27 protein-coding genes and 1 tRNA gene are annotated in these 24857 nt (G+C 70.2%); 6 read left to right on the forward strand and 22 right to left on the reverse strand.

Features of this window, described 5'->3' with window-relative positions; translation table 11 throughout:
• Positions 1-10 precede the first annotated feature (10 nt).
• Positions 11-937 carry a polyprenyl diphosphate synthase gene (gene uppS, locus NBT67_RS15125; protein WP_251342595.1) on the reverse strand — a complete coding sequence of 309 codons (927 nt, stop codon included), beginning with the start codon at positions 935-937 and terminating at the stop codon, positions 11-13.
• A 227-nt stretch (positions 938-1164) separates the two neighbouring features.
• Between uppS and cofH the strand changes: the two genes are divergently transcribed.
• Both cofH and NBT67_RS15135 read left to right on the forward strand, forming a co-directional pair.
• Complete coding sequence (cofH, locus tag NBT67_RS15130; protein WP_251342596.1) at positions 1165-2532, forward strand: 7,8-didemethyl-8-hydroxy-5-deazariboflavin synthase subunit CofH; 1368 nt, start codon at positions 1165-1167, stop codon at positions 2530-2532.
• A 1-nt stretch (position 2533) separates the two neighbouring features.
• Positions 2534-3088 carry a metal-dependent hydrolase gene (locus NBT67_RS15135; RefSeq protein WP_251342597.1) on the forward strand — a complete coding sequence of 185 codons (555 nt, stop codon included), beginning with the start codon at positions 2534-2536 and terminating at the stop codon, positions 3086-3088.
• Here NBT67_RS15135 and cofG read toward each other — a convergent pair.
• The 5 genes from cofG to NBT67_RS15160 are packed head-to-tail and all read right to left on the reverse strand — an operon-like array spanning position 3080 to position 7730.
• On the reverse strand, positions 3080-4207 hold the full coding sequence (gene cofG / locus NBT67_RS15140; protein WP_251342598.1) for a 7,8-didemethyl-8-hydroxy-5-deazariboflavin synthase subunit CofG: 1128 nt from the start codon (positions 4205-4207) through the stop codon (positions 3080-3082). The two genes, NBT67_RS15135 and cofG, sit on opposite strands and share 9 nt — an antisense overlap.
• Before the next feature lie 54 nt (positions 4208-4261).
• The gene (locus NBT67_RS15145) at positions 4262-4756 is read right to left on the reverse strand and encodes a hypothetical protein (protein ID WP_251342599.1); all 495 of its coding nucleotides are present in this window, start codon (positions 4754-4756) and stop codon (positions 4262-4264) included.
• Positions 4743-5120 (reverse strand): AtuA-related protein, encoded by a 378-nt coding sequence (locus NBT67_RS15150; RefSeq protein ID WP_251342600.1) that lies wholly within the window; start codon positions 5118-5120, stop codon positions 4743-4745. The genes NBT67_RS15145 and NBT67_RS15150 overlap by 14 nt, the downstream gene beginning before the upstream one ends.
• Positions 5113-6459 carry an acyclic terpene utilization AtuA family protein gene (locus tag NBT67_RS15155; protein WP_251342601.1) on the reverse strand — a complete coding sequence of 449 codons (1347 nt, stop codon included), beginning with the start codon at positions 6457-6459 and terminating at the stop codon, positions 5113-5115. Before NBT67_RS15155 ends, NBT67_RS15150 begins: the two co-directional genes overlap by 8 nt.
• Positions 6456-7730 (reverse strand): hydroxymethylglutaryl-CoA reductase, degradative, encoded by a 1275-nt coding sequence (locus NBT67_RS15160; protein WP_251342602.1) that lies wholly within the window; start codon positions 7728-7730, stop codon positions 6456-6458. Before NBT67_RS15160 ends, NBT67_RS15155 begins: the two co-directional genes overlap by 4 nt.
• Before the next feature lie 147 nt (positions 7731-7877).
• On the opposite strand from NBT67_RS15160, the gene NBT67_RS15165 reads away from it, so the two are divergent.
• The 3 genes from NBT67_RS15165 (at position 7878) to NBT67_RS15175 (ending at position 11001) form a co-directional block, all read left to right on the forward strand.
• Complete coding sequence (locus NBT67_RS15165) at positions 7878-8894, forward strand: mevalonate kinase family protein (RefSeq protein ID WP_251342603.1); 1017 nt, start codon at positions 7878-7880, stop codon at positions 8892-8894.
• A gap of 218 nt (positions 8895-9112) precedes the next feature.
• Positions 9113-9520: a hypothetical protein gene (locus NBT67_RS15170; RefSeq protein ID WP_251342604.1), complete on the forward strand. Its 408-nt coding sequence runs from the start codon at positions 9113-9115 to the stop codon at positions 9518-9520.
• Positions 9520-11001 (forward strand): sodium:solute symporter family transporter, encoded by a 1482-nt coding sequence (locus NBT67_RS15175; RefSeq protein WP_251342605.1) that lies wholly within the window; start codon positions 9520-9522, stop codon positions 10999-11001. The genes NBT67_RS15170 and NBT67_RS15175 overlap by 1 nt, the downstream gene beginning before the upstream one ends.
• A 48-nt stretch (positions 11002-11049) precedes the next feature.
• Here the strand turns inward: NBT67_RS15175 and cofC are convergent, their stop codons facing one another.
• The 4 genes from cofC to NBT67_RS15195 all read right to left on the reverse strand — a co-directional run bounded on the left by cofC (position 11050) and on the right by NBT67_RS15195 (position 14671).
• Positions 11050-11664, reverse strand: coding sequence for a 2-phospho-L-lactate guanylyltransferase (gene cofC / locus NBT67_RS15180; RefSeq protein WP_251342606.1), 615 nt, complete (start codon positions 11662-11664; stop codon positions 11050-11052).
• Entirely contained in the window at positions 11665-12465 is an 801-nt protein-coding gene (locus tag NBT67_RS15185) for a hypothetical protein (RefSeq protein WP_251342607.1), read from the reverse strand.
• On the reverse strand, positions 12434-13624 hold the full coding sequence (locus tag NBT67_RS15190) for a tubulin/FtsZ family protein (RefSeq protein ID WP_251342608.1): 1191 nt from the start codon (positions 13622-13624) through the stop codon (positions 12434-12436). Before NBT67_RS15190 ends, NBT67_RS15185 begins: the two co-directional genes overlap by 32 nt.
• 159 nt (positions 13625-13783) lie before the next feature.
• The gene (locus tag NBT67_RS15195; RefSeq protein WP_251342609.1) at positions 13784-14671 is read right to left on the reverse strand and encodes a complex I NDUFA9 subunit family protein; all 888 of its coding nucleotides are present in this window, start codon (positions 14669-14671) and stop codon (positions 13784-13786) included.
• Between the two features lie 175 nt (positions 14672-14846).
• Here NBT67_RS15195 and tmk point away from each other — a divergent pair, with 175 nt between their 5' ends.
• A complete protein-coding gene (gene tmk, locus NBT67_RS15200; RefSeq protein ID WP_251342610.1) occupies positions 14847-15431 on the forward strand; it encodes a dTMP kinase in 585 nt (194 codons plus the stop codon).
• On the opposite strand, the gene NBT67_RS15205 is transcribed toward tmk, so the two are convergent.
• The 12 genes from NBT67_RS15205 to NBT67_RS15260 form a co-directional block, all read right to left on the reverse strand.
• A complete protein-coding gene (locus NBT67_RS15205; RefSeq protein ID WP_251342611.1) occupies positions 15428-15748 on the reverse strand; it encodes a DUF7991 family protein in 321 nt (106 codons plus the stop codon). The genes tmk and NBT67_RS15205 overlap by 4 nt on opposite strands.
• Positions 15749-15787: 39 nt before the next feature.
• Positions 15788-16273, reverse strand: a complete 486-nt coding sequence (locus NBT67_RS15210) for a DUF5813 family protein (protein ID WP_251342612.1) — start codon at positions 16271-16273, stop codon at positions 15788-15790.
• Positions 16274-16782: 509 nt separating this feature from the next.
• Positions 16783-16867 (reverse strand) — tRNA-Leu (locus NBT67_RS15215).
• A gap of 63 nt (positions 16868-16930) precedes the next feature.
• Entirely contained in the window at positions 16931-17419 is a 489-nt protein-coding gene (locus NBT67_RS15220) for a hypothetical protein (RefSeq protein WP_251342613.1), read from the reverse strand.
• 87 nt (positions 17420-17506) lie between these two features.
• Complete coding sequence (locus tag NBT67_RS15225) at positions 17507-18367, reverse strand: aminotransferase class IV (RefSeq protein ID WP_251342614.1); 861 nt, start codon at positions 18365-18367, stop codon at positions 17507-17509.
• Positions 18352-18933: an anthranilate synthase component II gene (locus NBT67_RS15230; protein ID WP_251342615.1), complete on the reverse strand. Its 582-nt coding sequence runs from the start codon at positions 18931-18933 to the stop codon at positions 18352-18354. The genes NBT67_RS15225 and NBT67_RS15230 overlap by 16 nt, the downstream gene beginning before the upstream one ends.
• Positions 18930-20378 carry an aminodeoxychorismate synthase, component I gene (gene pabB / locus NBT67_RS15235; RefSeq protein ID WP_251342616.1) on the reverse strand — a complete coding sequence of 483 codons (1449 nt, stop codon included), beginning with the start codon at positions 20376-20378 and terminating at the stop codon, positions 18930-18932. The genes NBT67_RS15230 and pabB overlap by 4 nt, the downstream gene beginning before the upstream one ends.
• A gap of 60 nt (positions 20379-20438) precedes the next feature.
• Complete coding sequence (locus NBT67_RS15240; protein ID WP_251342617.1) at positions 20439-20984, reverse strand: peptidylprolyl isomerase; 546 nt, start codon at positions 20982-20984, stop codon at positions 20439-20441.
• Positions 20985-21042: 58 nt separating this feature from the next.
• Positions 21043-22071, reverse strand: coding sequence for a DUF4350 domain-containing protein (locus tag NBT67_RS15245; protein ID WP_251342618.1), 1029 nt, complete (start codon positions 22069-22071; stop codon positions 21043-21045).
• Positions 22061-23077, reverse strand: a complete 1017-nt coding sequence (locus NBT67_RS15250; protein WP_251342619.1) for a S49 family peptidase — start codon at positions 23075-23077, stop codon at positions 22061-22063. The genes NBT67_RS15245 and NBT67_RS15250 overlap by 11 nt, the downstream gene beginning before the upstream one ends.
• Positions 23078-23116: 39 nt before the next feature.
• Complete coding sequence (locus tag NBT67_RS15255) at positions 23117-23887, reverse strand: CehA/McbA family metallohydrolase (RefSeq protein WP_251342620.1); 771 nt, start codon at positions 23885-23887, stop codon at positions 23117-23119.
• Between the two features lie 37 nt (positions 23888-23924).
• Complete coding sequence (locus NBT67_RS15260) at positions 23925-24836, reverse strand: dihydrodipicolinate synthase family protein (protein ID WP_251342621.1); 912 nt, start codon at positions 24834-24836, stop codon at positions 23925-23927.
• Positions 24837-24857 lie beyond the last annotated feature (21 nt).

The following is a 24857-nucleotide window of genomic DNA, read 5'->3' on the forward strand; positions in this document are numbered from 1 at the left end:
CTGCCGGGGCCTACTCGGCGGTGCGGTCCTGCCGGTCGAGTTCGGCCGCCAGTTGCTCGGCGCCGCCGCGGGGCAACTGCTCGCGGAGGCGACCGACGACGTCGCGGGTCTCGACCAGCGACGACCCCGCGACGGCCCGAACCAGCGCCACCGCCCGCTCGGTTCGGGTGTGTCGCCACGACGCCTCCCGGGACTCGTAGGTCCGGATCGCCCGAAGGAAGTCCACCTTCGAGAACTCGGGCCAGTAGGGCGCACAGAAGAAGACGGCCGCCTCGTTGCCGTTGGCGTGCCACGGGAGGAAGTTGCTCGTCCGCTCGGCGCCGCCCGTGCGCACGATCAGGTCGACGTCGCGGACGGGCCGGGCGTACAGCCGGCGGTCGATCTCCGCGACGTCGACGTCGGCGGGGTCGAGACGGCCGTCGGCCACCGCCTCCAGGGTGTCGCGGGCGGCGCCGAGCAGTTCCGCCCGCCCGCCGTACGCCACCGCGACGTTCAACTGGAACCGGTCGTACGACTCCGTCCGGCGCTCGGCGTAGGCGACGGCGTCGCGGACCCGTTCGGGCAGGCGCTCCACCTCGCCGATGGCGCGGATGCACACCTCGTTCTCGTGGACGCCGTCGGCGTCGGCGAACTCCCGAAGCTTCGACTCGATGAGGTCGAACAGGTGTTCCCGCTCCTCCCGCGGCCGGTCGAAGTTCTCCGTCGAGAAGGCGTAGAGCGTGAGTTCCTCGACGCCGAGGTCGTGACACCACTCCAGCACCTGCTCGGTCGTTCGGGTGCCTTCGCGGTGGCCGGCGACCGTCTCGTCGCCGCGTTCGCGGGCGTATCGCCGGTTGCCGTCCATGATGATGGCGACGTGGTCGGGCCCGCCGTCGATGTCGCGACGGAGGAGTCGCTCGTAGGCGCCGTCGAGCCAATCGCGGACCCGCGAGTGCATGTGCGAGGTGTCGACCCCGACCGGTATGGGTCTTTTGACATGCGGCATCCGTCGCTCGCCCCTCGTCCCTGTCGCGCCTTCGCCCTCGGCGCCCTGGCGTCCGTCCCTCTCGCTCCCGCGCTCGCTCTCGCTCTCGCTCCCGCTCCCGTCCCCGTCCCCGTCCCCGTCCCCGAATCCCGGTTCCGTGACGACAACCCCTATTAGCCTCGGGCGTCTGACCTCCGACGATGAGCGACCCGTCCACCGCGGCGGTCGAGGGGTTCGAACACGTCCCCGAGACCGACCAGCACTTCGAGAACGCGCTGGCGAAGGCCCGGGACGGCCGCCGCCTCACCGTCGCCGACGGGGTGGAACTCCTGACGACCGGCACCGACCGATCGGGGATCGACCCCGTCCGGAAGGAGGCGGTCCTGGAGGCCGCGGACCGCCGGCGCGCCGACGTCGTCGGCGACGACGTGACGTTCGTCGCCAACCTCAACAACAACGTCACGACGGCGTGTGACACCGGCTGTCGGTTCTGCAACTTCAAGGACCGCGCGTCGGCGTTCGAGGCCGACGCCCCCGACGACCACGGCGGCTTCACCAAGACGCCCGCGGAGTCCCGCGAGGCCGTCGCCGCGGCGGTCGAGCGGGGCATCTCCGAGGTGTGCTCGGTCAGCGGCCTCCACCCCGCCTTCGCGCTCGACGCCGACCACCGCGAACTGCTGGAGGCGGTCGAGAACCCCGAGCGCGTGAACTACCGCCCGCCCGAGGCCTACACCACGTCGCCGGGCACCTACGCCGAGCAGATCCGCGCCATGTCCGTCGACGGCGTCCACGTCCACTCGATGACGCCCGAGGAGGCCTACCACGCCCGCCGCGGCACGGACTGGTCCTACGAGGCGGTCTACCGCCGCCTCCGCGAGGCGGGCCTCGACAGCGCGCCCGGCACCGCCGCGGAGATCCTCGTCGACGAGGTGCGCGAGGTCATCTGCCCGGGGAAGATGGAGACGGGGGAGTGGATCGACGCGATGGAGGGGGCCATCGCCGCGGGGCTCCCCGTCACCGCGACGATCATGTACGGCCACGTCGAGAACGAGATGCACCGCGTCATGCACCTGAAGCGGGTGCGCGACCTGCAGGACCGCACCGGCGGGATCACCGAGTTCGTCCCGCTCTCCTTCGTCCACCAGCGGACCCCGCTGTACGAGCGTGGGCTGGTCGACGGCGGCGCCACCGACGCCGAGGACGAACTCATGATCGCGGTCTCCCGGCTCTTCCTCGACAACGTCGAGAACGTCCAGACCTCGTGGGTGAAGTTCGGCGACGAGAAGTCGCTGAAGACGCTCTCCTGTGGCGCCAACGACTTCATGGGGACGCTCCTCTCCGAGGAGATAACCAAGCGCGCCGGCGGCGACTACGGCGAGTTCCGGTCGGTCGCGGACTACGTCGACATGGTGACGGCGGTCGGCCGCCGGCCGGTCGAGCGCTCGACGGACTACGAGCGCCGGCGGCCCGTCGACCCGGACGACGACCCCCACGGCCCCCGTCTCGGCCCCCGGGCCGACGGGACGCCGCTGCTCGACGGCTCCACCCCCACTCCGGCGGACGACTGACATGATGGCGACGACCCACGCGGCCGTCGGCCTCCTCCTCGCCGTTCCCCTCACCGTCGTCGCGCCGGACCTGGCGCCGGTCGCCGCCCTCGCCGCGATGGCCGGCGGCGTCTTCCCGGACCTCGACCTGGTTGCCGGCGTCCACCGCAAGACGCTCCACTTCCCCGACTACTACTGGCTCGGCGCCCTCCCGGCCCTCGTCGCCGCCGCCCTCGCGCCCGGCGTCGCAACCGTCGCCGTCGCCTTCTTCCTCCTCTCGGCGGCCGTCCACTCCGTGAGCGACGCCTTCGGCGCGGGGACGGAACTCCGGCCGTGGGAGCGCACCTCCACGCAGGCCGTCTACCTCCACTCCCGGAGTCGGTGGCTCGCGCCGCGCTACTGGGTGCGCTACGACGGCGCGCCCGAGGACTACCTGCTCACCGTCGTCTGTCTCGCGCCCGGCCTGTTCGCCTTCGGCCCGACGGTCCGGCGCGTCGCCCTCGCGTTCATCGCCGTCGGCGGCGCCTACACCCTCGTCCGCAAGCGCCTGCCCGCGGTGGAGGAGCGGTTACTGTAGGGCGCGGTAGCGGCGGCCGGCGTCGTCGTCGGCCGCCAGGGCGTCACGGATCGCCGGCCGGAGCCACGTTCCGGGGGCGGCCTCGACCCCCGCCGGCCGGTGTGCCGACGGCAGGTACCGGCCGTGGGTCGGCAACCGCTCCCTGAGCGGCACCCCCGCGGCGTCCGCGAGGGCCTCCAGTTCCTCGACCGCCGGCCACGCGTGATCGGGATTGATGTAGTCGTCCGTCACCGGCGAGACGCCCCCCAGGTCGTCGACGCCGCAGTCGAGCAACTCGCGGGTCGGCGCGAGGTTCGGCGGCACCTGCACCGACACCGTCGCCGGCAGCGCGACCCGCGCCATCGCCACCGTCTCGCGCAACGTCCCGACGTCCGGGCGGTCGAAGTCCGAGCGCTCGTTGGGGACGACCGGCTGGACGATCACCTCCTGGACGTGGTCGTAGCGGTCGTGGAGGTCGGCTATCGCCAGCAGGCTCTCGGCCCGGTCGCGCCGCGACTCGCCGATGCCGACGAGGATGCCGGTCGTGAAGGGCACCGACGCCTCGCCGGCCGCCCGGATCGTCCCCAGTCGGCGCTCGGGGGTCTTCCGCCGGCTCCCCGCGTGGGCGCTCACGTCCGCCGTCGTCTCCAGCATCACGCCCATGCTGGCGTTGACCTCGGCCAGTCGGTCCAGTTCCTCGTAGCGAAGGTCGCCGGGGTTGCTGTGGGGGAGTAGCCCCTCCGAGAGCGCCATCTCGCAGGCGTCGTGGAGGTAGTCGAGGACGGTGTCGTACCCCCAGTCGTCGAGCCGGTCGTGAACCGCCGTGTACCGCTCGTCGGGCGCGTCACCGAACGTAAAGAGCGCCTCGGTGCAGCCGGCCGCGGCGCCGAAGCGGAGCTGCTCGCGGACCGTCTCGGGGCTCATCAGCGTCGCCTCGCCGGGGACGTCGTAGAAGGAACAGTAGGTGCAGGTGTACCGACAGGCCGTGGTGAGCGGGAGGAAGACGTTCCGGGCGAAGGTGAGTTCGGGCGCCGGGCCGACGTCCGCAGGGGTCACGCCGAGCAGGTCGTCGACCGCGCCGGCGTCGACCAGCGAGTCGGGATCGACACGCTCGTCGTCGGTTTCGGGTGCCCGCGACATGGCACCGAGTCCTCGCCCGACGGGCAAAAAGGTGTCACCTGCGGCGAGCCCGCGTCACCCGACGAACGCCAACCAGTCCCGGTCGGCGGTCGCCACGTCGACGTGTGAGTCGGCGTAGAGCCGGTCGAGGGAACGACACAGCGACTCGACGTCGTAGCTCCGCGACCCGTGGTACAGCGTGTGGTCCCGGGCCGACGTTTCGATGGTCAGCCGCGGCTTCGTGAGCAGCGACCCGGGCGTGAGCCGGATCGCCGTCATCTCGTCGGCGGGGACCTCGAAGCTCCGCTCGCCGTCGAGCAGCTGTGCCCGGGTGGCCGACCGGTACCGATCGCCAAGGTCGCGGGCGGCCCGGGCGCGGCCGTCGCGACGCAGCAGGAGCGACTTGAACGACTCCTCGGCGAACACGGCGTACACCGTCCCGGGTTCGAAGAAGAGTTCGAACTGCTCGAACGTCCGGGGTGCGATGCGGTACCACTCGCTCACCCACAGCCGGTCGTCGCCGTCCGGCGAGGAGACGACGGCCGGGGGATCGACGCTACTCCCCGTCATCGGGGGTCGAGAGCGGCGGGAGGGTCATCGTGAGTAGCGCCGCGCCGTAGGTCTTCCCCTGGGTGTCGTACCGGAGGCTGGTCTGGCCGCCCCCGTCGAGTCCCCGCTCACAGACGAAGTTGAACGCGCGGACGTTGGGCATCGGATAGCGCCGAACCTCGCCCTCGACCAGGTCGCCGAAAAACGCCGCCACCCGCTCCGCGGTGAGTTGCTCGTCGAGGCGACGGTAGCCGTCGTCGGTCCACGCGACGACGCCGACGTTGAACCGGTCACCTTTGTCGCCCGAGCGGGCGTGTGCGAGTTCGTCGAGGCGGACGGCGCGATCCGGATCGCTCGACCCGCCCGTCGCCGCCGACTCAGTCATACACCGTCACCTCGGGGGTCGCCCAGCGCTTCGAGATCAGCGTCGGCCACGCGTCGACGATCCGCCGCGGCGACGGCCGTCCCTGGTCGGTCAGTCCCGCGACCGCGGGCGGCCCGGCGAGCGAGAGCGGGGCGAACTCCATCGCCAGCCGGCGCAGATCGCTCCGGGAGTCGCTCTTCGCCGCGAACCGGAGGAGGATCTCGTTGTAGGACTCCCGCGTCGGGGCGACCGGGCCGTGAGCCGCGTCGTGGCCGACGTAGTCGACGTGGGTGCGATCTATCGCCAGCCCGAGTTCGTCGATGCGCGATTCGAGGATCTCGGCGGCACGCCGCGCCTTCTCCAGCGCGTCCGGCCGGGAGTAGAGCAACTTGCCCGCGAGCTTGAACCCGGCCGGGTAGTGGATCGTGACCTTGTACTCGTCCGTCGGTTCGGTGCCCGTCGCGCCGTCGATCGCCACCCGGTCCTCGCCCACCTGCGTCACCGCCGGGCTGGTGAAGTCCGCGACCACGTCCGGCGTGACGTAGGCCGTCGGGTCGCCGATCTCGTAGACGAGCTGCTCCGCCACCGTTCCCGTCGTCACTTTGCCGCCGGTGTCGGGCGGTTTCGTGACCGTAATCCGGCCGTTTCGGTCCACCTCCGCGATGGGGAAGCCCACGTCGTCGAACGAGACGTCCCGCCACCCTCCCAGGTAGTTCCCGCCGGTCACCTGGGGTCCGCATTCGGTGAGGTGACCGGCGACCGTCCCGGCCGCGAGCAGGTCGTGATCGTCGCGCGTCCACCCGAACTCGTGAATCAGGGGACCGAGCGCGAGCGCCGGGTCCGCGACGCGGCCCGTGACGACCACGTCCGCCCCGTCGTCGAGGGCGTCCGCGATGGGGAACGCGCCCAGGTAGGCGACCGCCGCGCTGGCGGATTCGACCGCGTCGAACGGCTCGCCGGAGTCGATGTCGGCGAGGTCGTTTCCCGCGCGTTTGATCTCGGGAAGCCGGCCGAGGACGTCGTCGCCGGTGACGACCGCGACGCGGACGTCGACGCCGCGGTCGGCGGCGCGGTCCGTGACCGCGCGGGCACACGCCTGCGGATCGAGTCCGCCGGCGTTCGTGACGACCGACACGTCCCGGTCGGCGATGGTGTCGATGTGGTCGTCGACGACGAACTCGAGGAAGTCGGTCACGTAGCCCGGGCGGTCCGACCGTTCCAGACGCGCCAGGATGCCGATGGACACCTCGGCGAGATACTCGAGGGTGAGGTAGTCGACGGAGCCGTACTCGAGGAGCCGTTCGGTGGCGTCCGGATAGTCCCCCCAGAACCCCGCGCCGTTCGCGATGTCGACGGTCATTCCGAGAGTTCGTCGACGAGTTCGGTCGCGCGGTCCTCCCGGATCGCGTCCTCAGCGACCATGCGCTCGGCGATTTCGTCGACGAGGTGGCCCGGCGCGCCGGCCTGGATGGCGATGTTCTTGGCGTGCAGGCTCATGTGACCGTGCTGGATCCCCTCGCTCACGAGGGCGCGGAGGCCGGCCAGGTTCTGTGCGAGACCGACGGCCGCGAGGACGCCCGCGAACTCGTCGGCGGAGTCGACGTCGAGGATCTCCATCGCCGCCCCCGCCACCGGCTGTAACTGGGTCGCGCCCCCGACGGTGCCGATCTGGATCGGGAGTTCGATGCTGCAGACGAGGTCGCCGTCGGCGTCCACCTCGTAGTTCGAGAGGGGCGCGTAGCCGTCCCTGGCGGCGTAGGCGTGCGCGCCGGCCTCGATGGCACGCCAGTCGTTGAACGTCGCGGTGGTCACGGCGTCGATACCGTTCATGATGCCCTTGTTGTGGGTGGCGGCCCGGTAGGTGTCGCTCCGGGCGAAGGCCCCGGCGTCGACCATCCGGTCCCGGACCGTCGCACCGTCGAGTTCGCCGTCGTCCTCGGCCAGCGACTCGGGCGGGATCGTACACCGCGCCCGCGCGATGCGCCGGTCCGCGAGGTTCGAGAGGATGCGGAGTTCGACGTCGCCGCCGGTGAGCGACTCGATTTCGGGCGCGAGCGCCTCCGCCATCGTGTTGACGGCGTTGCCCCCCATCGCGTCCTGTACGTTCACGACGAGGTGGGTGACGACCATCGGCCCGCGGTCCGTATCGAGGACGCGGGCGGTGACCTCCTCACAGCCGCCGCCGTGGTCGACCAGGACGGGATCCTGCTCGTTCGCCAGGTCGATCAGGTCGTCCTCGGCTTCGAGGACGCGCTGTTTCGCGGCGAACGGATCCGCGATATCGACCGCCTGGATCTGGGCGATCATGCGGGGGCCCGTGACCTGCGTCGTGAAGCCGCCCCGCTCGCGGGCCATCCGCGCGCCGTAGGACGCCGCCGCGACGACGCTCGTCTCCTCGACGGCCATCGGGACGAGCCGATCCTCGCCGTCGATGCGGAAGTTCGTCGCGACCGAGAGCGGGTACTCCAGCGTCCCGATCACGTTTTCGCTGATCGTGTCGGCGCGGACCGGATCGAGCCCTCGGCCGTCGAGTGCGGCGACCGCGTCGTCCGAGAGGTCCGCACGCTCCGCCACGATCTCTCGACGCGCGTCGATATCCTCCTTGTAGAAGCCGGGGATGCGTGAGTCCATTCGTCCCCGGTATTGAACGATCCTTATATAAAATTACTGCAGGTCGGGCGTCCCGACGCGGTACGATGACTGTCGAGATCCGTCCGTGATCTCCCGGCGGTCCGGCCGGCAGGTAGAGTTTACTGTGTGGCGTCTCCTCGGTCGCGTATGGGTGTAACCGTCTCCGTCCCCGGGCGCATCGTCGTCGCCGGCGATCACTCCACGCTCCTGGGTGGCCCGCGCATCGCCGGCGCACTCGACGTGCGCCTCCGCGTTCGCGTCACCGAACGCGACGACGACACGATCATCGTTCGCGGTCCACTCGGACGGAAAGACACCACGCTCGGTTCGCTGTTCGACCCGGCCGACTCGACCGCCGTCCTGACTGTCAGTCGGTCCGGCCGCCGACTCCCCATCTACGCGCTCCTCCGACGGATCCTGGCGACGGTCGACCGCGACGGCCCCGACGAGTTCACGGGCTTTACCGTCGACATCGACGTCGACGAGGCGTTCCCGCTCGGCGTCGGTCTCGCGTCGTCGACGGCGCTGACCGTGGCGCTCACGGCCGCACTGACCGAGACGTTCGGGGAGCGACAGTCGAACGAGCGCGTCGCCGACCTGGTCGCCGACTTCGAGGCCGACCTCTACGAGGACGCCGCCCCCATCGATCCGGCGGTCATCGTCTCGGGCGGGCTGGTCTTCGGCGACTCGACCGTCACCGAGCGGACGACGGCCGACCTGCCGGTGCTCGTCGCCACCGCCGAGACCCGTCCCAGCAGGGCGGCGATCCGCAGCCAGGTCGAGCGCCGGCGCTCGATCACCGGGTCGCTCTACGACGACGTGCTGGCCGCGAGCGACGCGGCGACCGAGACGCTCTGGCGACACCTCCGGAACGGCGACCACGAGGCGACGCGGGAACTGATCACCTTCTACGGGGAGTTGCTCGACGCGCTCGGCTTTTCGAGCTGGCCGATGCCACAGCTCCGGTCGACGGAACTCGTCCAGGGGGCCGACACGCTGGGCGTGAAACAGTCGGACTTCGGCGAGCGCGCGACTCTGGTCTCGTTCCCGACGCCGGGCGACGACACGGCCGAACTGGAACGGACGCTCGGCCGGACGGCGGGGAGAGTGGTTTCGACGGTGACAACTTCTCGGGGGCTCGTCTACGGCGACACGCCCGAGTGACCGCGCACGGCCGGCCGGCGCGACGACGCTTCCGACCGGTCGGCCGTCGGTGGGCGGTTCCGGCGCTATCCACGCCGAAACGTACTCTCTCCGACATTTTCTGTCCCGATCTCTCAAGGGTAATTTTATAAAATTAGATGATATTGTTGCCAGTTACCATGTCGAAACGATGGAATCGTGACAGAACGGTGATTGGAGTGCTCGTGGTGTTGGTACTCATGTTAGCCGCGATGCTCGCAGGGGGATCGACGGGACAGATACTGTTTTCGTACGCGACGATAGCGCTCTTCGGGCTCTACATCCTGCTCGGGGTGGAGGGGTCGGCCGAGCGCTACTCGTACCGGCCGTTTCTCGCCGTCATCGGCGCTCTCACGGTCATTCTGGCGGTCGGGTTCGCCCTGCTGTGGAACTTCCACTTCGCGAACCCGTCGTACACGAATCCGGAGTACTGGCTCGGGTTCCCGCGGGCCACGTCCGTCCTCGTGTACTGGCTCTGGCTGCCGCCCGCGCTGGTGTTGATGTTCGCCTACCCGTACCTGTTCGAGACGTACATCTGGAGCGAGGCGGAGGCCGAGGAGTTCCGGCGGATGGACGGTCCCGAGGCGACCGACGGAGGTGAGCCGTAATGGCGGCGGACCCGCTGATCACCGGCATCGTCGTCGTCTACCTGCTGATCGTGCTCGGCATCGGCATCTGGGGATACCGACAGACCGAGTCCACCGAGGACTTCCTCATCAGCGGGAAGCGCTTCGGCATCTGGGCGGTCGCGTTCTCGGCGTTCGCGTCGATCATGAGCGGGTTCGGCTTCATCGGCGGTCCGGGCCTCTTCTACAGCGGCGGCTACGCGTTCCTCTGGATCGCCATCGTCGCCCCCCTCGCGTTCCCGATTTCGTGGTTCGTCCTCGGGAAGAAGATGCGGCTCATGGCCGAAGTGGAGCGGATCCTGACCATCCCCGACGCCGCGGACGCGCGATACGACAGCGACGCGGTGCGCTTTTTCGTCGCGCTGTCGGTCCTGCTCGGCGTGATATCGTATCTGGCCGTCCAGCTCAAGGCGATGGGGTTCGTCCTCGCGGACATCCTCGGAACGAGCGAACTCGTCGCCGTCCTCCTGGCGACGGTCGTCATCGCGGCCTACACCATCGGCGGCGGCATGATCGCCGGCGTGTTCACCGACCTCGTGCAGGGCGGCATCATGGTCGTCGGGAGCATCGTCGTCTTCTTCTACGCGCTGGATTACGGCGGCGGCTTCACGCAGATGAGTCAGGAACTCGCCAGCAACACCCCGGAGTTCGCCGGTGCCTTCGGCACCTTCCCGGTGATGCTCGCGCTGAGCTGGTATTTCCTGTTCACCATCGGGAACTCCGGCCAGCCCCACATGGCGCACAAACTGTACATGATCCGCGACGTGAACCTGCTGAAGTGGGGCGCGCCCATCGCGGGGCTCTCCTACTTCCTCTCCTCGCTCATGATGCTCGGCATCGGCATCTCCGTGCGAGCGGGCGTCGAAACCGGCGCGCTCGACTCGCTCTCGAACCCCGACATGGCCGCGCCCTTCTTCCTCTCGAATTTCGTCTCGCCCGTCATCGCCGGCGTCGTCTTCGCCGCCGCCATCGGCGCGATCATGAGCACTAGCGACGCGTTCATCAACATCGGCGCCGCGAACCTCGCGCGCGACATCCCCGAGAGTCTGGGCTTCCAGTACGACTCCGACCGACAGGAACTCTGGGTGAACCGCCTCGGGAGCGCCGCGATCATCGTCATCTCCCTCTTCCTGGCTTACTACGTCCAGATCCTCGTCGGCATCCTCGGCGTCGTCGGCTGGGCGCTGTTCGCGGCCCCCATCGTCCCGCTTCTCGGGATCGGTCTCAACTGGAGCGGCGCCACCCGGGAGGGCGCCCTCGCCGCCGTCGTCGTCTCCCTGGTCGTCAACCTCGGACTGGCCGTGAGCAGTTCGCTGTACGGCGTCTCGCTCCCGCACGGCGTCGTCGCCGGCGCCTTCTCGCTCGTCCTCTCCTCGATCACGCTGATCGCCGTGAGCCTCGTGACGAGTTCCTACTCCCGCGAGGAGATCGCCGACGAGATCCACAAGGTCGTCACGGCCTGACTCCGGCCGGGACACCCCGTTTCGCGGCGTCCCCCGTCGCCGACCGCGTCACGCCCGCCGCACCCCGACCCGCCCCTCGCCGGCGTCGAGTTCGAACCCCGCTTCCCGGAGCCACGCCGCCGCCTCGCCCTCGCCGTGGAGTAGCACTTCCACCAGGTCCGCGGGTTCGTCCACGTCGGTCGCCAGGCGCATCGAGTCGACGACCGACGCGGTGGCGCCGGCGTCGCGGGCCGCGCGCAGGTGGTCGCGGACGGAGACGCCGTGGAAGTCGGTTCGGAAGTCGGGGTGGGCGACGACGAGGGCGTTCGTCCCGCCGCCGCGGCCGGGGGCGACGACCACGTCGGACCCCTCCGCGGCGTCGACGAGGCGGTCGACCGCCGCCGGCGTGAGCAGCGCCAGGTCCGCGACGGCGACGCCGACCGGATCGGACCCCCCGAGCCGGGCGTTCACGGCCGCCGAGAGCGGTCGCTCGTCGACGGTCACCGGGGCATCGACCGACACGGACGCCGTCGCGACGACGTCGGGGTCGTGTCCGGCCGCTCCGAGCGCGTCGATGACGTCACGGAGCATCGCCCGCGCGAAGGCCGCCCGCTCGTCGGCGTCGAGAACCGGGTCGAGTCGCGTCTTGGGCCGCGTCGCCTCGAACGGGACGAGAAATCGCATTCAGCCGAGCGGGTCTTCGGGGCCCTGCTGGGAGCGCCAGTAGACCACGCCACCGACGATCAGGCCGACGAGGAGCAGCCCTCCGACGGCGTAGATGATCAGCTGCTGGGTCTGCTGGGACTGCTGGGCCTGGTTCGCCTGCTGTGTGGCCCGGTTGGCGAGGTTGGTCGCCACGTCGAAGCTCCCGTCGTTGTACGCGGCGACGGCGTCGTCGTAGTTGGCCCGTGCGTCGGAGGGGTTCGCCCCGGCGGAGCGCGCCTGCTCGATGGCGGTGCCCGCCTCCTCGATGGCGGTCCGGGCCGACGCGCTCGTCTCGGTGTAGTGGTGGGTCCGCCAGGCGTCGACGGTGCTGCTGGCTCCGCCCTGCTGGCCCCGCGTGAGCTCCATCAACAGGAACTCCTGGGGCGGGTCGTAGGTGTAGGAGTCCACCTCGGGGACCGTGCCGGTGATCCGGACCTCCACCTCGGCGGTCCCGTCGCTCGCGGCGACGTCCAGCCCGGAGAAGGACTGGCCGGTGGGTTCGACCAGGTTCACCTGGGAGCCGGTCTGGTCGTAGAAGACGACCGTCCACGACACGTCGGTCAGTTCGGTCGCCCCCGAGAGCTGCCACTGCTCGCTCTGGGGGTTCTGATACAGCTCTTCGAGCGTGACCGTCGCCGAAATCTGCGTGCCGACCTGCGCCTCCTCGGGGACGTCCTCGCCAGTGACGGACACTGCCGCCGCCGGAACGGTCGCGGCGAGCAGCACGACCAGCGCGGCGAGGACGACCCTAGAAGAGCGATTCGAGTTCGTCCTCGTCATCTTCGACTAGATTCTGGAGATTGGCTTCGCTCTCTTCGCGGATTTCGCTGATGTTGTCTTGGGCCTCGATGGCGACCTGTTGCAGTTCCTTGATGCGGGGGACGTTCGTGACGCCGGACAGGAGGATGGCGGAGGCGACGAAGTCGCTGTCGTTGACGGGGTAGTCGCCGCCGCGGACCTCCATGCTCCCGGTCTGCTCTTCGAGCCACTTCCGCCCGCGCTCGATGCCCTTCCGGTTCAGGTAGGCGGAGGGTCCGGCCATCACGAGGAGGGCGCGCTCGGTGCCGTCGATTTCACAGGGGAGGGTCAACCGACCCAGGGCGGCCTTGCGGACGAGGCTCGTGATGCGGTTGGTGGTGTTGGCGGAGTCGAGTTGGTCCTCGATGGACTCGTCGTTGCCCGTGAGCTTCGAGAGGAGCCCGCCGGATTTCTTCTTCTGCGGTTCGACCGTCTCGGAGGCGTAGCCGACGGTCGAGACGCCGCCGCCGGAGAGGGTGTTGATGATCTCCGAACTGTCGACGACGGATTCGGCGACCTCCTGACCCTCGCGGACCTCGCCCGCGCCGAACAGGATGCCGAACCGGCGGACGATCTCGTCGTTGATCTCGTCGTAGCCGCTCTGGACCGACTCCCCCGTCTTCCGCCAGGCGTCGTTGTCGAAGACGAGGAGGTTGTCCACCTCGTTGACGAGCGTCTGGAACGAGCGGGCGGCGTTGAGCGTGTAGATGCCCCCCTCGTCGCTCCCGGGGAGGATGCCGAGCCCGTAGACGGGTTCGGTGTAGATGCGCTTGAGGTGCTTCGCGAGGACCGGCGCGCCGCCGCTCCCGGTGCCACCCCCGAGGCCGGCGACGACGAGGAAGGCGTCGACCTCGTGGACGGGGATGCCGTCGATGGCGCCCTGGATCTCGCCGATGTCCTCCTCGGCGATCTCCGCGCCGAGTTCGTTGTCAGCGCCCACGCCGTGTCCCTTCACGCGGGACTGGCCGATGAGCACGCGCTGCTCCTGTGGAATGTGTTCGAGCCCCATCAGGTCGGCCTTGGCAGTGTTGACGGCGACCGCCGCGCGGACGATTTCGCTCCCCGTCCGCTGATCGTACTCGAGGAACTTGTCGACGATCTTGCCCCCGGCCTGCCCGAAACCGATCATGGCCAGTTTCATAGTTTCAGACCCCTCTTCATTGGCAAGAATCCAGGCGCAAAACGAACATAAACCTTGTGGGAGGGGGGACCCTCTGGGCGGTCGAACCGCCCCGCTAATCGCCCGGCGGCGTCCGCTCGCCTCCCGACTTCGCCCCGTCTGACGGACGTCCGCCGTCCGTCAGCGATCCGCGAGGTAGTCCCCGAGCGTTCGGAGGTCCCCTGCCGAGACGCCGAACGCCTCCACGTCGTTGTGCGCCGTCGTGTTGTCGAACTGGAGCGACCGGTACTGATCGGCCCCCATCGGCGCGCCGGGTAGCGATCCGAGCGCCGACAGCCCGACCCTGGCGAGGGCCATCGGCACCGGGATCACGGTCGTCGGTCGCCCCTCGCTCCCGTGGACCGTGCGCGCGACCTCCGCGAGGGTGAGTTTCTCGGGGCCGCCGATCTCGTAGACGCCGCCGTCGTAGGTGTCGTCCTCGAGGCCGGCCGCGAGCATGGGGACGAGGTCCTCGATCCAGATCGGCTGGAACCGAGTCTTCCCGCCGCCCGGCAGGGGCGTGAGGTACGGCGGCGCGAGTTTCTTGGTGAAGGGGACGAACTCGCCGCCGTCGCCGAAGATCACCGACGGCCGGAAGATGACGTAGCGCAGCGACGACGACTCGACGATCCCCTCCGCCGCGCCCTTGGCGCGGATGTACGCGGTCGGCCCGTCGGGATCGGCGCCGAGCGCGCTCATCTGGAGGATCTTCTCGACTCCCGTCTCCTCCGCGGCGTCGACGACGTTCTGGGTCCCCTGGCGGTGGACCCGGTCGTGCATCTCGTCGCCGCCAGAGGGCTTGAACAGCGGCGAGAGGGCGACCAGATTCACCACCGCGTCCATCCCCTCCATGGGTTCGACAAGCGAGTCGTAGGCGGTCACGTCGCCCATCGCCTTCTCGACGCCCCCGGGGAGGTCCCCCTCGCTCGGCTGTCGCGCGAGCGCCGTCACCGAGTGACCCCGGGATTTCAGCTCGCGGCACAGATGTCGCCCCACGAACCCCGTCCCGCCGGTTACCAGAATCTTCATACCCTATACATTTCCGCGAATCGACCTAAAGCTAACGCGCTGTGAATCGTTCACACGCCGGGGCTCGTCCGCAGGTCGGTCGGACCGAAGGAATATCAGATATTCAATAGTTCTGGCGACCGCCCGACCGGACGAGACCCCGACGGTTAACCCCCTTCCCCCGGTATCGTCGGGCATGCTCATCACGCTCGAAGGGCTCGACGGGAGCGGCAAGACGACGGCCTGGCGGGCGCTCCGCGACCGCTACCCCGACGCCGTGTTCACGCGCGAGCCCACCGACTCGTGGTACGGCGAGGCCGTCCGCCGCTCCGTCGAGGACGACGACGCCGACCCGCTGGCGGAACTCTTCCTCTACATGGCCGACCACGCCGACCACCTCGCCCGGGTGGTGCGTCCCGCCCTCGCCGAGGGGTCGCTCGTCGTCTCGGACCGCTACTCGGACTCCCGGATCGCCTACCAGGCGGCGACGCTCGCGGACTCGCCCCTCGACGATCCCTTCGCGTACGTCCGCTCGATCCACGGGCCCGTCTCCCGACCACCCGATGCGACGCTCTATCTCGACGTCGACCCCGAAACCGCCGCCGAGCGAAGCGGGCGGACGGACAAGTTCGAGCGGGTGGCACACCTCCGGGCCGTCCGGGAGGGGTACGAGCGACTGCTCGACGCCGATCCGGAGCGGTTCGTCCGCATCGACGCGACGCGCCCGCAGGCCGCCGTCCTCGACGACGTGACGGCCGCGGTCGACCGCCTGCTGGACTAGCGCCCCGTCGTCTCGGGGAGTTCGTACTCGTCCGGCGCGGGCACGTACAGCACGTCGATGGTCACGCCGAGGGCCATCGGGATGGCGACCATCAGCCCGATGACGGCCCCGGTGCTCCCCAGGTCGACGCCGACGCCGAGGCTGAACGCGACGATGGTCGTGATCACGAGGACGAGGGGGACCAGGAGCGCGGTGTACACGACCGTCCCCCACCGGGTGTGCAGCTGAATCCGGAAAAAGCGGGTCATGACCGCCGCGGCCAGCGTGTTGGCCACGAAGACGACGGCCATCAGGCCGACATCCAGGAGGGTCGCCATGGTGGACGTGGGGGCTCGACCGGCTTTGGCCTGTCGCTTCTAGCCCTCGGCGCCCTGTCGGGCTCGGTCGATCAACCGCGCCACCGCACCCGTGTAGTCGTACCCCGGGACGATCCCCTGGACGTAGGTGCCCTCGACGTAGTTGACGACCGCGGCGGCGTCGTCGACGCCCCGCCGCTCGTCGATGTCGGTGAAGCTCACCTCGACGATCACCTCCGCGTCCGTCAGCCGAACCGTCGGCTCGAAGTCGTGATCGCCGCGGACGACCCCGTCGGCGTCCGCCACCCGGAGTTCGAACGTCTCCAGCCATCCCTCCTCGACCACCGCCGCCACGTCGCCCTCGACGGCCGCCGAGAGCGACGGCGCCCGAACCTCCACCTCGTAGTCGATCCGCCCCTCGCTCTCGGCCGCCCGCACGACCGCGTCGAAGGGCGTCGTCGTCGCCTCGAACCGTCCGTCCTCCGCCGCCTCGAACGCGTCGTGGTCGCGAAACGCCCGCGTCGCCCGTCCGGTTCCCTCTGTCATGGGTCGAGACAGGGCGTGAGCGGGGAAAAGTCCCTCGCGTCGTCGGTGCGGAGGCTTTCGGCCACCCCGACATCCTGCCGACGGCGGCACGTTTAAGTTCCTTCCTCCGCTTGTGTCGTGTGACGCTTCGTCTGGAGGGCCGAAGCGTCAGCGGGGACCAATTCAGGGCGGCAAGCGACCGTACGGACCCCTCTTTCCCCGTACGCTCGCTTTTCGCTTTTGCACCTCGATATCCGAGCTACAGCCACCGAGCGGCCGCTCCGACGCCGAGCCGTGGCATCGCCTGTCCGCTCCACTCCGCGATTCGGCTCCCCTGACTCCCCCATTCGACTCCCCTGACTCCCCCATTCGACTCTCCTGGACACACTGCACGCTCCTCACGTTCGTTCGGCGGGAGTGCGAGGGAGGGGATTCGAACCACGGTCGTTGCGCTCGCTCCGCTCGCTGCACTCCCTGATTCGAATCCCCAGGACGCACTGCACGCTCCTCACGTTCGTTCGGAGCGGCAGTGCGAGGGAGGGGATTCGAACCCCCGAACTCCTACGAGAGCGGGTCTTAAGCCCGCCGCCTTTGGCCTGGCTCGGCCACCCTCGCCCGGGTTCCCGTTTCCCGCTTTGCCGCAAGTGGCTTTCGGTCGTCGGGGCGCCCCGACACCGCTCAGTCGCGGTGCTGGAACTCGACCGACGCCCCCAGAATCTCGGCGAGGGACTCCACCGTCTCCTGCAGTTCCGCGATCTGACGCTCCTGTCGGTCGAGTCGCTCGGCCATCCCCTCGACGGACGTCTCTAGGGCCGCCAGTTCACCCTCCAGATCCTCGGGGACGTCCTCCGACAGCGCCTCGATGGTGTCGAGTACCTCGTCCGCCTCCTCGGCCGAGACGAGGCCGTGTTCGGACGGGTTCGTGAGCATCCGCCGGTGGGAGAGGATCGCCTCCGAGACGCTCTCGCTCCCGTCGGGAAGCGTGATCGTCAGCGGTTCGACGTCGCCGCTCCCCGTCTCGATGGCCGAGTCGACGGCGTCGCTCCCGTCGTCAGCCGTCGCCTCGGCCGCCTCGTCGTCCGCGTCGACGAGGTTGGCCGTCGCCTCCTCGCTCGGGTCCGTGCCGTTCGACTCCGTCCGGTCGGCCTCCATGGGATTCGGGTCCATATCTCGGCTACCGGTCCCCGTGGTCATAAACCATCGTCAGACAGTAATTTCCTTTCTGATACGTCTGCGGCGGATTCTCGCCGCCCCTCACCCGTAGTGGTCCGCCTCGACCCGCCGGTCGAACGCCGTCGCGAGGCGGTCGGTCACCGGGCCGCCGCCGACGGCGACGCCGTCGACGGTCGCCACGGGCCGAACCTCCCACGTCGTGTTCGTCAGGAACGCCTCGTCGGCCTCGCGGACGGCGTCGACGCCGTACGCGCCCGTCTCGACCGGCACGTCCAGGTCCGCCGCCAGGTCGAGGACGACCGCCCGGGTCACGCCCGGGAGGATCGGTCCCGACAGGGCGGGGGTCTTCAGGACGCCGTCGTCGACGAAGAAGACGTTGCTCGTCGCCCCCTCGGCCACGAACCCATCGGCGTCGCGGATCAGGGCCTCGTCGGCGTCGGTCCCGCGGATGTCCAGTCGTGCTAGGATTCCATCGAGGTAGTTGTGGGTCTTGGCGTCGGCCGGCATCGCCGACTCCGGGATCCGCCGCCGCTCGACCGTCCGCAGCGTCGCGGGACCGTCCCACACGTCCTCCCCGCCGACGCCGCCGCGGGGGAGGGGCTTGACGACGACGACGACCGACGGATCGACCTCGGGGTCGGGCGTCAGCTTGCCGGGTTGGACCCCCCGCGTCACGGAGACCCGGACGTAGGCGTCGTCGAGGCCGTTGGCGTCGAGCGTCTCCCGGAGCCGCTCCCGGAGGTCCGCGGGGACGGCCGCACCCATCCCCAGGGTCTCGCAGGTGTCGACGAGTCGGTCGCGATGGGCCGCCCACTCGAAGACGTCGCCGCCGTAGGCCCGACACGTCTCGAAGCCGGCGTCGCCGTAGAGGAAGCCCCGGTCGTCGACCCGCACCGTCGCCTCCGTGGCGGGCACGAGGCGGCCGTTCACGTGGTACTGCATCGGTCCAGGAAGTTGCGGACGAGTCGCCGCCCGTCGTCGGTCAGGATACTCTCGGGGTGGAACTGCACGCCGACGTGGGGTTTCTCCCGGTGCCGGACGCCCATCACGACCCCGTCCTCGTCGTCGGTGTGGGCCGTCTCCTCCAACACCGGGGGGACGTCGTCCGGGTCGACGGCCAGCGAGTGGTACCGCCCCACCTCCATCCGGTCGGGGAGGCCGGCGAAGACCCCCTCGCCGTCGTGGTGGATCACGGAGCGCTTGCCGTGGACCACCTCGGGGGCGTGGCCGACCGACGCGCCGTGGACCGCACAGAGCGCCTGGTGGCCGAGACAGACGCCGAGCGTGGGATACTCGAGGTCGGCGAAGACGGGCATCGACACCCCCGCGTCCGCCGGGGTTCCGGGTCCGGGCGAGACGACGATGGCGTCCGGATCGACCGCCCGGATCCCCGCGACGTCCACCGCGTCGTTCCGGCGGACGACCACCTCGTCGGCCGCCTCGCCGACGTACTGGACGAGGTTGTACGCGAAGGAGTCGTAGTTGTCGACGACGAGGACGCGGGTCATCTGGCGCTCGCCTCCACGTCCATCTCCGCGTCGTCGCCGAGGGCGGTGTCGACGGCCGTGATCAGCGCCCGCGCCTTCGCCAGCGTCTCGTCGTACTCGCGGTCCGGGACCGAGTCGTGGACGACGCCGCCGCCCACCCGCAGGTGGTACTCCTCGCCGTGACGGACCAGCGTTCGGATGATGATGTTGAGCGTCGCCCGGCCGTCGAAGCCAATGGCCGCCATGCTCCCCGTGTACGGCCCGCGGCGGTGGGTCTCCACCTCGTCGATGATCTCCATCGTCCGTGGCTTGGGCGCGCCCGTGATCGTCCCGCCCGGGAACAGGGCGCCGATGGCGTCACCGAGGTCGTACCCCTCGTGGAGACGGCCGGACACCGTCGAGACGAGGTGGAACACCTCCGAGTAGCGGTCGATCCGGCGGTACTCGTCGACGGTGACCGACCCGTACTCGCTCACCTTCCCCAGGTCGTTTCGCTCCAGGTCGACCAGCATCGCGTGTTCCGCCCGCTCCTTCTCGTCGTTTCGGAGGTCGGCCTTCAGTCGGCGGTCGGCCGCCTCGTCCGCCCCTCGGGGACGGGTGCCCGCGATGGGCTCCGTCTCCAGTCGGTCGCCCGCCCGCTCCAGCAGGAGTTCGGGGCTCGCGCTCACCAGATCCACGCCCGGGAACTCCACCAGCCCGGAGTACGGCGCCGGGTTCACCGTCCGGAGCGCCGCGAAGGCCTCGACCGGGTGGACCGCCGCGGGGGCGGTCAGGCGGTGGGAGACGTTCGCCTGGAACGTGTCGCCGTCGCGGATGTACTCCTTGACCCGCCGCACCCGGTCGCCGTAGGCCCCGCGGTCACACGAACTCTCGAAGGTGACCGGCCCCGTCGTCGGGGGGTCGCCGACCGACGGGTCGCCCGTCCGCGCCGCCTCGGCCAGGGCCGTCGCGCGCGCCAGACCGCGCTCGTAGGCGGCGTCGGGGTCGTCGCCGACCCGCGGCGTCGCGACGATCCGCAGCGTCGACTCGCCCGCCCGCCACGCGGCGAGGCAGGTGTACCGCGCCAGCTGGAGCCGCGGGAGCCCCCTGTCGTCGACGGTCGTCTCCGGCAGGTCCTCGATTTCGCGGACGGCGTCGTAGGAGAGCCACCCGAAAAAGCCGCCCGGATAGGGCACCTCGCAGTCCCCCCGGACCAGGGACTCCGTATCGACCAGTTCCGTGATGGCGTCGAGGACGCCCTCGCCGTCCACCTCGCGGACGAAGTCGGGATCGACGCCGAAGTAGCCCCACCCCGGCCGCCCGCCCGACGTCTCGAAGAACACCGAGGGGGCCTCGCGCCGCGCCCGCCGGTAGGCCTCGAACGGGTCGCGGTCGATTCGCACCTCGACGGGCACGCGCGTCGACGGCGACGCGCCGTCGGCCGCCGCGCGGAACGCGTCGAGCGACGTTTCGATTCGCGGGCTCACGGATCCGTCCTCCGGCCCGCACGCTCCGTCGGTCGGCCTGACCGCGTCGTCGCCGCCCGCTCAGCGGTCCACATCCACGGACTTCAGCGTCACGTCTTCGGCGGGCTGGTCGTTCGGTCCCGTCCGCACGGATCCGATGTCCTCGACGACGTCCATCCCGTCGATCACCTCGCCGAAGACGGCGTGGTCGCCGTCCAGGTGTGGCTGGGCGTCGAGCGTGATGAAGAACTGCGAGCCGTTGGTGTCCGGGCCACGGTTCGCCATCGAGAGGACGCCCGCGCCGTCGTGTCGGAGTTCGTCGTGGAACTCGTCGTCGAAGGTGTAGCCCGGGCCGCCCCGGCCGGTGCCGGTCGGGTCGCCACACTGGAGCATGAATCCCGAGATGATCCGGTGGAAGGGCACGTCGGTGTAGAGCGGGTCGGTCCGTTTCTCCCCGCTCTCTGGGTCCTCCCACGCGCCCGTGCCTGCCTCGACGGGGCTGTCCCAGTCGTCGGTGCCCTCGGCCAGGCCGACGAAGTTCTCGACCGTGTTCGGCGCCCGCTCCGCGAACAGCTCGACCGTGATGTCGCCGTGTGTCGTGTGCAGCGTCGCCGTCGGATTGCTCATACGTTCCCCTCGCGGTCCGGCGGGATAACGTTGCTGACCGCGACCGCGCTCGCCGCGCTCAGTCGTCGGTCGGCGTGGGCGTCGGGGTCGGCGTGGGCGTTGGCGTCGCCGTCGGGGTCGCCGTCGGCGTCGTCGACCGGTCGTCGTCGTCCCCGTTCTCGCCGTCCTCGTCGTCGCTCGACGGCCGGTGGTCGCCCCGGAGCATGAACTCCGCGACGTAGGCGACGAACTGCTCGTTGTCGGCCACCCGGTACCGATCCCCGCGCAGGAAGGTCTTGTCGCCGAGCAACATCGCGTTGTTCGTCCGCACCGCGACCGGGTACGTACCGGTCACGTCGTCGCTGCCGGACTTGTGGGTGTTCGGCGCGCTCCGCAGGAGGACGGTCCCGTCGCTGACGGTGACCGCCGCGGCGGTGTACATCGTCGTCCGCTCGACGTCGTCCAGGTCCCCCTGTCCCGTCGGCCGCGCGACGATGTGTTTGAACGTGCCGTCGGCGTGTTCCTGGTTGTAGAGGTACTGCGTGTCGACGCTCATCCCGTACGGGGAGGCCAGCGTCGTCAGGCGACTCTCCTGGCTCTGGATGGTGGTGCCGAGGAGCCCGGTGCTGATGGCGGTTCGATCCGGTTCGCCGACCATCACCAGGTGACCGCCGTTCCCCGTGAACTGCCGCACGTCGTCGACGTCGCCCGGCATGTACTCCGAGCCGGGGTCGATCACGAGGAACGCGTCCGCACCCTCCAGCTGTGCCGCCAGGTTCCCGGACCCGTGGAACTCGACGTTGAACCCGTGTCGAATCAGCGCGTCGACCAGCGGTTCGATGTCCGCTCGCGTCACGCGGTTGGCGTGCCCGCGGTCGATGAGCACCGTCCCGTTCGTGGTGGCGTCGGGACCGGGGTTCGGGTCGACGGTCCCCGTCGCCGGCATGGTTTCGAGGGCGACGTCGTCGGGGTCGTACTCGGGGTTCTCGAGCGTCGCCTCGTCGTCGTCGCTCGGCGCGAGCAGCGTCGGCCCGACGGCCGCGACGCCGACCACGACGACCACCGTCAGGACGAGCGCCGCGAGGCGCTTGCCCGCCTCACGCCACATGCGTCCCTCCCACGGCGGCGGTCGGAACGGGCGTCCCGCTGTCGTCCGCCATCGGCACGTCCGGGGGGGTGCCCCCCGCGCCGCCGGACGCGTGGACCGTCTCGTCGCCGTCGTTCGAGACGTCGAGATACGTCGCCGGCACCATCAGGAAGACGGGCCCCGACGGGTCCTCGCCGTAGAGGTACTCCGCCGACACCATCGTCTTGTTCGGCGCCGTCGACGCGACGTAGTTCGACCGCGAGAGGAACCGCGCCGTGCCGTCCGGGCGCATCACCCGCACGTCGTAGCGGTCGAGCCCCGCCCGGTCGGCCGCGTGTTCGACCGCCGCCTGTCGGCCGCCGATGGCGTCGACGAGGCCCCGCTGGACCGCCTGGGTCCCGCTGTAGATGCGCGCCTGTTCGAGTTCCGTCCGGCTGAGGTTCAGCCGGTCACCACGCTGCTCGAAGATCGCCCCGATGAAGGCGTTCCCCAGGGATTCGAGGACGTAGTCGAACTCGCGGGCGTCGCCGCCGGTCAGCTTGTTCGGCCCCGTCGTCGCGATGAGGTCCGTCGGTTCGAGCTCCGTCGGTGCCGTCGCCAGCACCCCGACGCTCCCGACGGTCGACGCCGGTTTGGCGTAGATGCGGTCGCTCGGGGCGATGGTGTAGTACGCCCCGGAGGCCGCGGAGGCGTCGACGCTGGTCACGAGGGGCATCTCCGCCGCGGTCCGCTTGGACTGGAGGTACAACTCCTCGCTGGCGGCGGCGCCACCACCCCCGCTGTTCACGAGCAACACGACGGCCTTCACGTCCGGGTCGTTCCGGGCCTGCTGGAGCATCGACGAGACGCCCGCCGAGGTCGACCCGTCGATGGTGCCCGAGATGGGGACGACCGCTACCGTGCCCTCCGTCGACGAGGCGTTCCACGCGACGGGAGCCAGTGCGAGTCCCACGACCACCCCGACCGCCACGAACAGCACGTACGACCGTGCGATCCGCGACAGGAGGGCTCGGATTCTACTCGCCATGCCTATGGGTTGGCATACCACTACAAAAAACGTCGGTCGTCAGCGAACGGCGAGTTCGGCGAGCAACTGCGCGCCACGCATCACGCCGGCTCTGGCCGCCGCGCCGCCCTTGAGTGCGCCGGCCTTCGCGTAGTAGCCGCTCTTTCGCGCGGAGCCGATGGCGTAGTGTCGCGCCGACGTCGCGATGGGCTGGTGTCGGCCGCGCATCCGCGTCGCGCCCGTCCGCATCGCCGACAGCACCGCCTCGCCGTCGAGGGTCGCCCGGTCGACGTCCTCGACCACGAGTTCCGTGTAGGCCCGCCCCACGTGTGGCACCGAGTGGGCGTCGCTGGCGGCGAGGGCCGGATACCCGCGCTCCGCGGCGAACCGCCGCGCCCGCCGGTTTCGGAACCCCGTGAACAGCCACGAGTTGAACACCTCGACGGCGTCGCAGTCGACGAGGTGACGCCGCGGAATCCCGTGCCGGGACCGCTGGAACGGATGGGGGACGACCGCCACGCCGCCGTGATCGCGAACCCACGCGACCGTCTCGTCGAGCGGGGCGCGCCGGGGCGGCATCTCCGAGACGCCGATGGCGAGCAGGTGGCCCACCGCCGTCGACACCTCCACGCCGGGGATGCCGAGCAGTCCGTACTCGGGGGCGAGTTCCGCCGCCCGCAGCGACTCGTGGATCACGTCGTGATCGGTGACGACGATGCCGTCGAGCCCGATTTCGGCCGCCTGCTCCAGGAGCAACTCGACGGGGTCGTGGCCGTCGTAGGAGGCCTCCGAGTGGACGTGCGGGTCGATCCGGATCGTCGTCTGGCTCACACGTCCCGTTCGCCGGGACGAAGGATAAGCCTCGTGGCTACTCCGCGGCGACGCCGAGCGTGGCGTCGAGACGCTCGCGGACCTCCGCCACCTGCTCGTCGTCGAGTTCGACCAGCGGCGGTCGGACCGCGTCGTCGTCGATGACGTCCCGTTCGACCAGCGCCGCCTTCGTGGTCGAGGCGAAGCCGTACTCGACCGACGTGTTGAAGATGGGGCCGACGTGGTTCACCTGGAGTTCGCGGGCGCGCTCGCGGTCCCCCGACGCGGCCGCGTCGATGGCGTCGGCCATCAGCCCGGGGAGGACGTTCGCCACCGCGTTGATCCCGCCGGTGGCGCCCATCGACACGCCGGGGACGAGCTGGCTGTCGAAGCCCTGGAACAGGTGGAAGTCGTCACCGGTCCGCCGGATGACCTCGATGAAGTGGGTGAGGTCGCCGCTCGTGTCCTTCATCCCCGCGAGGTCGGGGTGGTCGGCGACCGCCTCGACCAGGTCGGCGTCGATGGACTGCCCGACACAGGAGGGGATGTTGTAGAGGATCACCGGGAGGTCGGTCTCCGCGAGGACCGCACGGACGAACCGCTCGTTGCCGCCCGGCCCGTTCTCGCCGTGGAAGTACGGGAGGACGACGAGGACGGCGTCGGCGCCGCAGTCGGCCGCGACGTCGATCCGTTCCAGGGTGCCGGCGACGCTCGACGACGCGGCGCCCGGGAGGACGGGCGCGCCGTCCGCCGCCTCGACGCTCGCCGAGACGACCGTCTCGTACTCGTCGAGGGTGAGGCTGGCGAACTCTCCGGTCGTCCCACAGGGGACGACCCCGTCCGCGCCGTTCGACAGGACGAACTCGGTGAGGTCGGCCACCGCGTCCGCGTCCACCGATCCGTTCGCGAACGGTGTGACCGTCGGGACGAGTGTGGTGCCGTACTCCGAGTCTGCGGGTGCAGTCGGCATGGCCGGGCGTTCGACGTGCGG

This window comes from Haloplanus sp. GDY1 (genome assembly GCF_023703775.1).
GTDB lineage: Archaea > Halobacteriota > Halobacteria > Halobacteriales > Haloferacaceae > Haloplanus > Haloplanus halophilus.

Bases quoted from the DNA above. Each gene is read 5' to 3' on its own strand.
- NBT67_RS15190 (WP_251342608.1), bottom strand. From the start codon at position 13,624: ATGAAACTGGCCATGATCGGTTTCGGGCAGGCCGGGGGCAAGATCGTC.
- NBT67_RS15175 (WP_251342605.1), top strand. From the start codon at position 9,520: ATGGCGGCGGACCCGCTGATCACCGGCATCGTCGTCGTCTACCTGCTG.
- cofH (WP_251342596.1), top strand. From the start codon at position 1,165: ATGAGCGACCCGTCCACCGCGGCGGTCGAGGGGTTCGAACACGTCCCC.
- NBT67_RS15195 (WP_251342609.1), bottom strand. From the start codon at position 14,671: ATGAAGATTCTGGTAACCGGCGGGACGGGGTTCGTGGGGCGACATCTG.
- NBT67_RS15165 (WP_251342603.1), top strand. From the start codon at position 7,878: ATGGGTGTAACCGTCTCCGTCCCCGGGCGCATCGTCGTCGCCGGCGAT.
- tmk (WP_251342610.1), top strand. From the start codon at position 14,847: ATGCTCATCACGCTCGAAGGGCTCGACGGGAGCGGCAAGACGACGGCC.
- NBT67_RS15250 (WP_251342619.1), bottom strand. From the start codon at position 23,077: ATGGCGAGTAGAATCCGAGCCCTCCTGTCGCGGATCGCACGGTCGTAC.
- NBT67_RS15220 (WP_251342613.1), bottom strand. From the start codon at position 17,419: ATGGACCCGAATCCCATGGAGGCCGACCGGACGGAGTCGAACGGCACG.
- NBT67_RS15205 (WP_251342611.1), bottom strand. From the start codon at position 15,748: ATGGCGACCCTCCTGGATGTCGGCCTGATGGCCGTCGTCTTCGTGGCC.
- NBT67_RS15225 (WP_251342614.1), bottom strand. From the start codon at position 18,367: ATGCAGTACCACGTGAACGGCCGCCTCGTGCCCGCCACGGAGGCGACG.
- NBT67_RS15160 (WP_251342602.1), bottom strand. From the start codon at position 7,730: ATGGACTCACGCATCCCCGGCTTCTACAAGGAGGATATCGACGCGCGT.
- uppS (WP_251342595.1), bottom strand. From the start codon at position 937: ATGCACTCGCGGGTCCGCGATTGGCTCGACGGCGCCTACGAGCGACTC.
- NBT67_RS15210 (WP_251342612.1), bottom strand. From the start codon at position 16,273: ATGACAGAGGGAACCGGACGGGCGACGCGGGCGTTTCGCGACCACGAC.
- NBT67_RS15240 (WP_251342617.1), bottom strand. From the start codon at position 20,984: ATGAGCAATCCGACGGCGACGCTGCACACGACACACGGCGACATCACG.
- NBT67_RS15260 (WP_251342621.1), bottom strand. From the start codon at position 24,836: ATGCCGACTGCACCCGCAGACTCGGAGTACGGCACCACACTCGTCCCG.
- NBT67_RS15185 (WP_251342607.1), bottom strand. From the start codon at position 12,465: ATGACGAGGACGAACTCGAATCGCTCTTCTAGGGTCGTCCTCGCCGCG.
- NBT67_RS15170 (WP_251342604.1), top strand. From the start codon at position 9,113: ATGTTAGCCGCGATGCTCGCAGGGGGATCGACGGGACAGATACTGTTT.
- cofC (WP_251342606.1), bottom strand. From the start codon at position 11,664: ATGCGATTTCTCGTCCCGTTCGAGGCGACGCGGCCCAAGACGCGACTC.
- NBT67_RS15135 (WP_251342597.1), top strand. From the start codon at position 2,534: ATGATGGCGACGACCCACGCGGCCGTCGGCCTCCTCCTCGCCGTTCCC.
- NBT67_RS15150 (WP_251342600.1), bottom strand. From the start codon at position 5,120: ATGACTGAGTCGGCGGCGACGGGCGGGTCGAGCGATCCGGATCGCGCC.
- cofG (WP_251342598.1), bottom strand. From the start codon at position 4,207: ATGTCGCGGGCACCCGAAACCGACGACGAGCGTGTCGATCCCGACTCG.
- NBT67_RS15155 (WP_251342601.1), bottom strand. From the start codon at position 6,459: ATGACCGTCGACATCGCGAACGGCGCGGGGTTCTGGGGGGACTATCCG.
- NBT67_RS15145 (WP_251342599.1), bottom strand. From the start codon at position 4,756: ATGACGGGGAGTAGCGTCGATCCCCCGGCCGTCGTCTCCTCGCCGGAC.
- NBT67_RS15230 (WP_251342615.1), bottom strand. From the start codon at position 18,933: ATGACCCGCGTCCTCGTCGTCGACAACTACGACTCCTTCGCGTACAAC.
- NBT67_RS15245 (WP_251342618.1), bottom strand. From the start codon at position 22,071: ATGTGGCGTGAGGCGGGCAAGCGCCTCGCGGCGCTCGTCCTGACGGTG.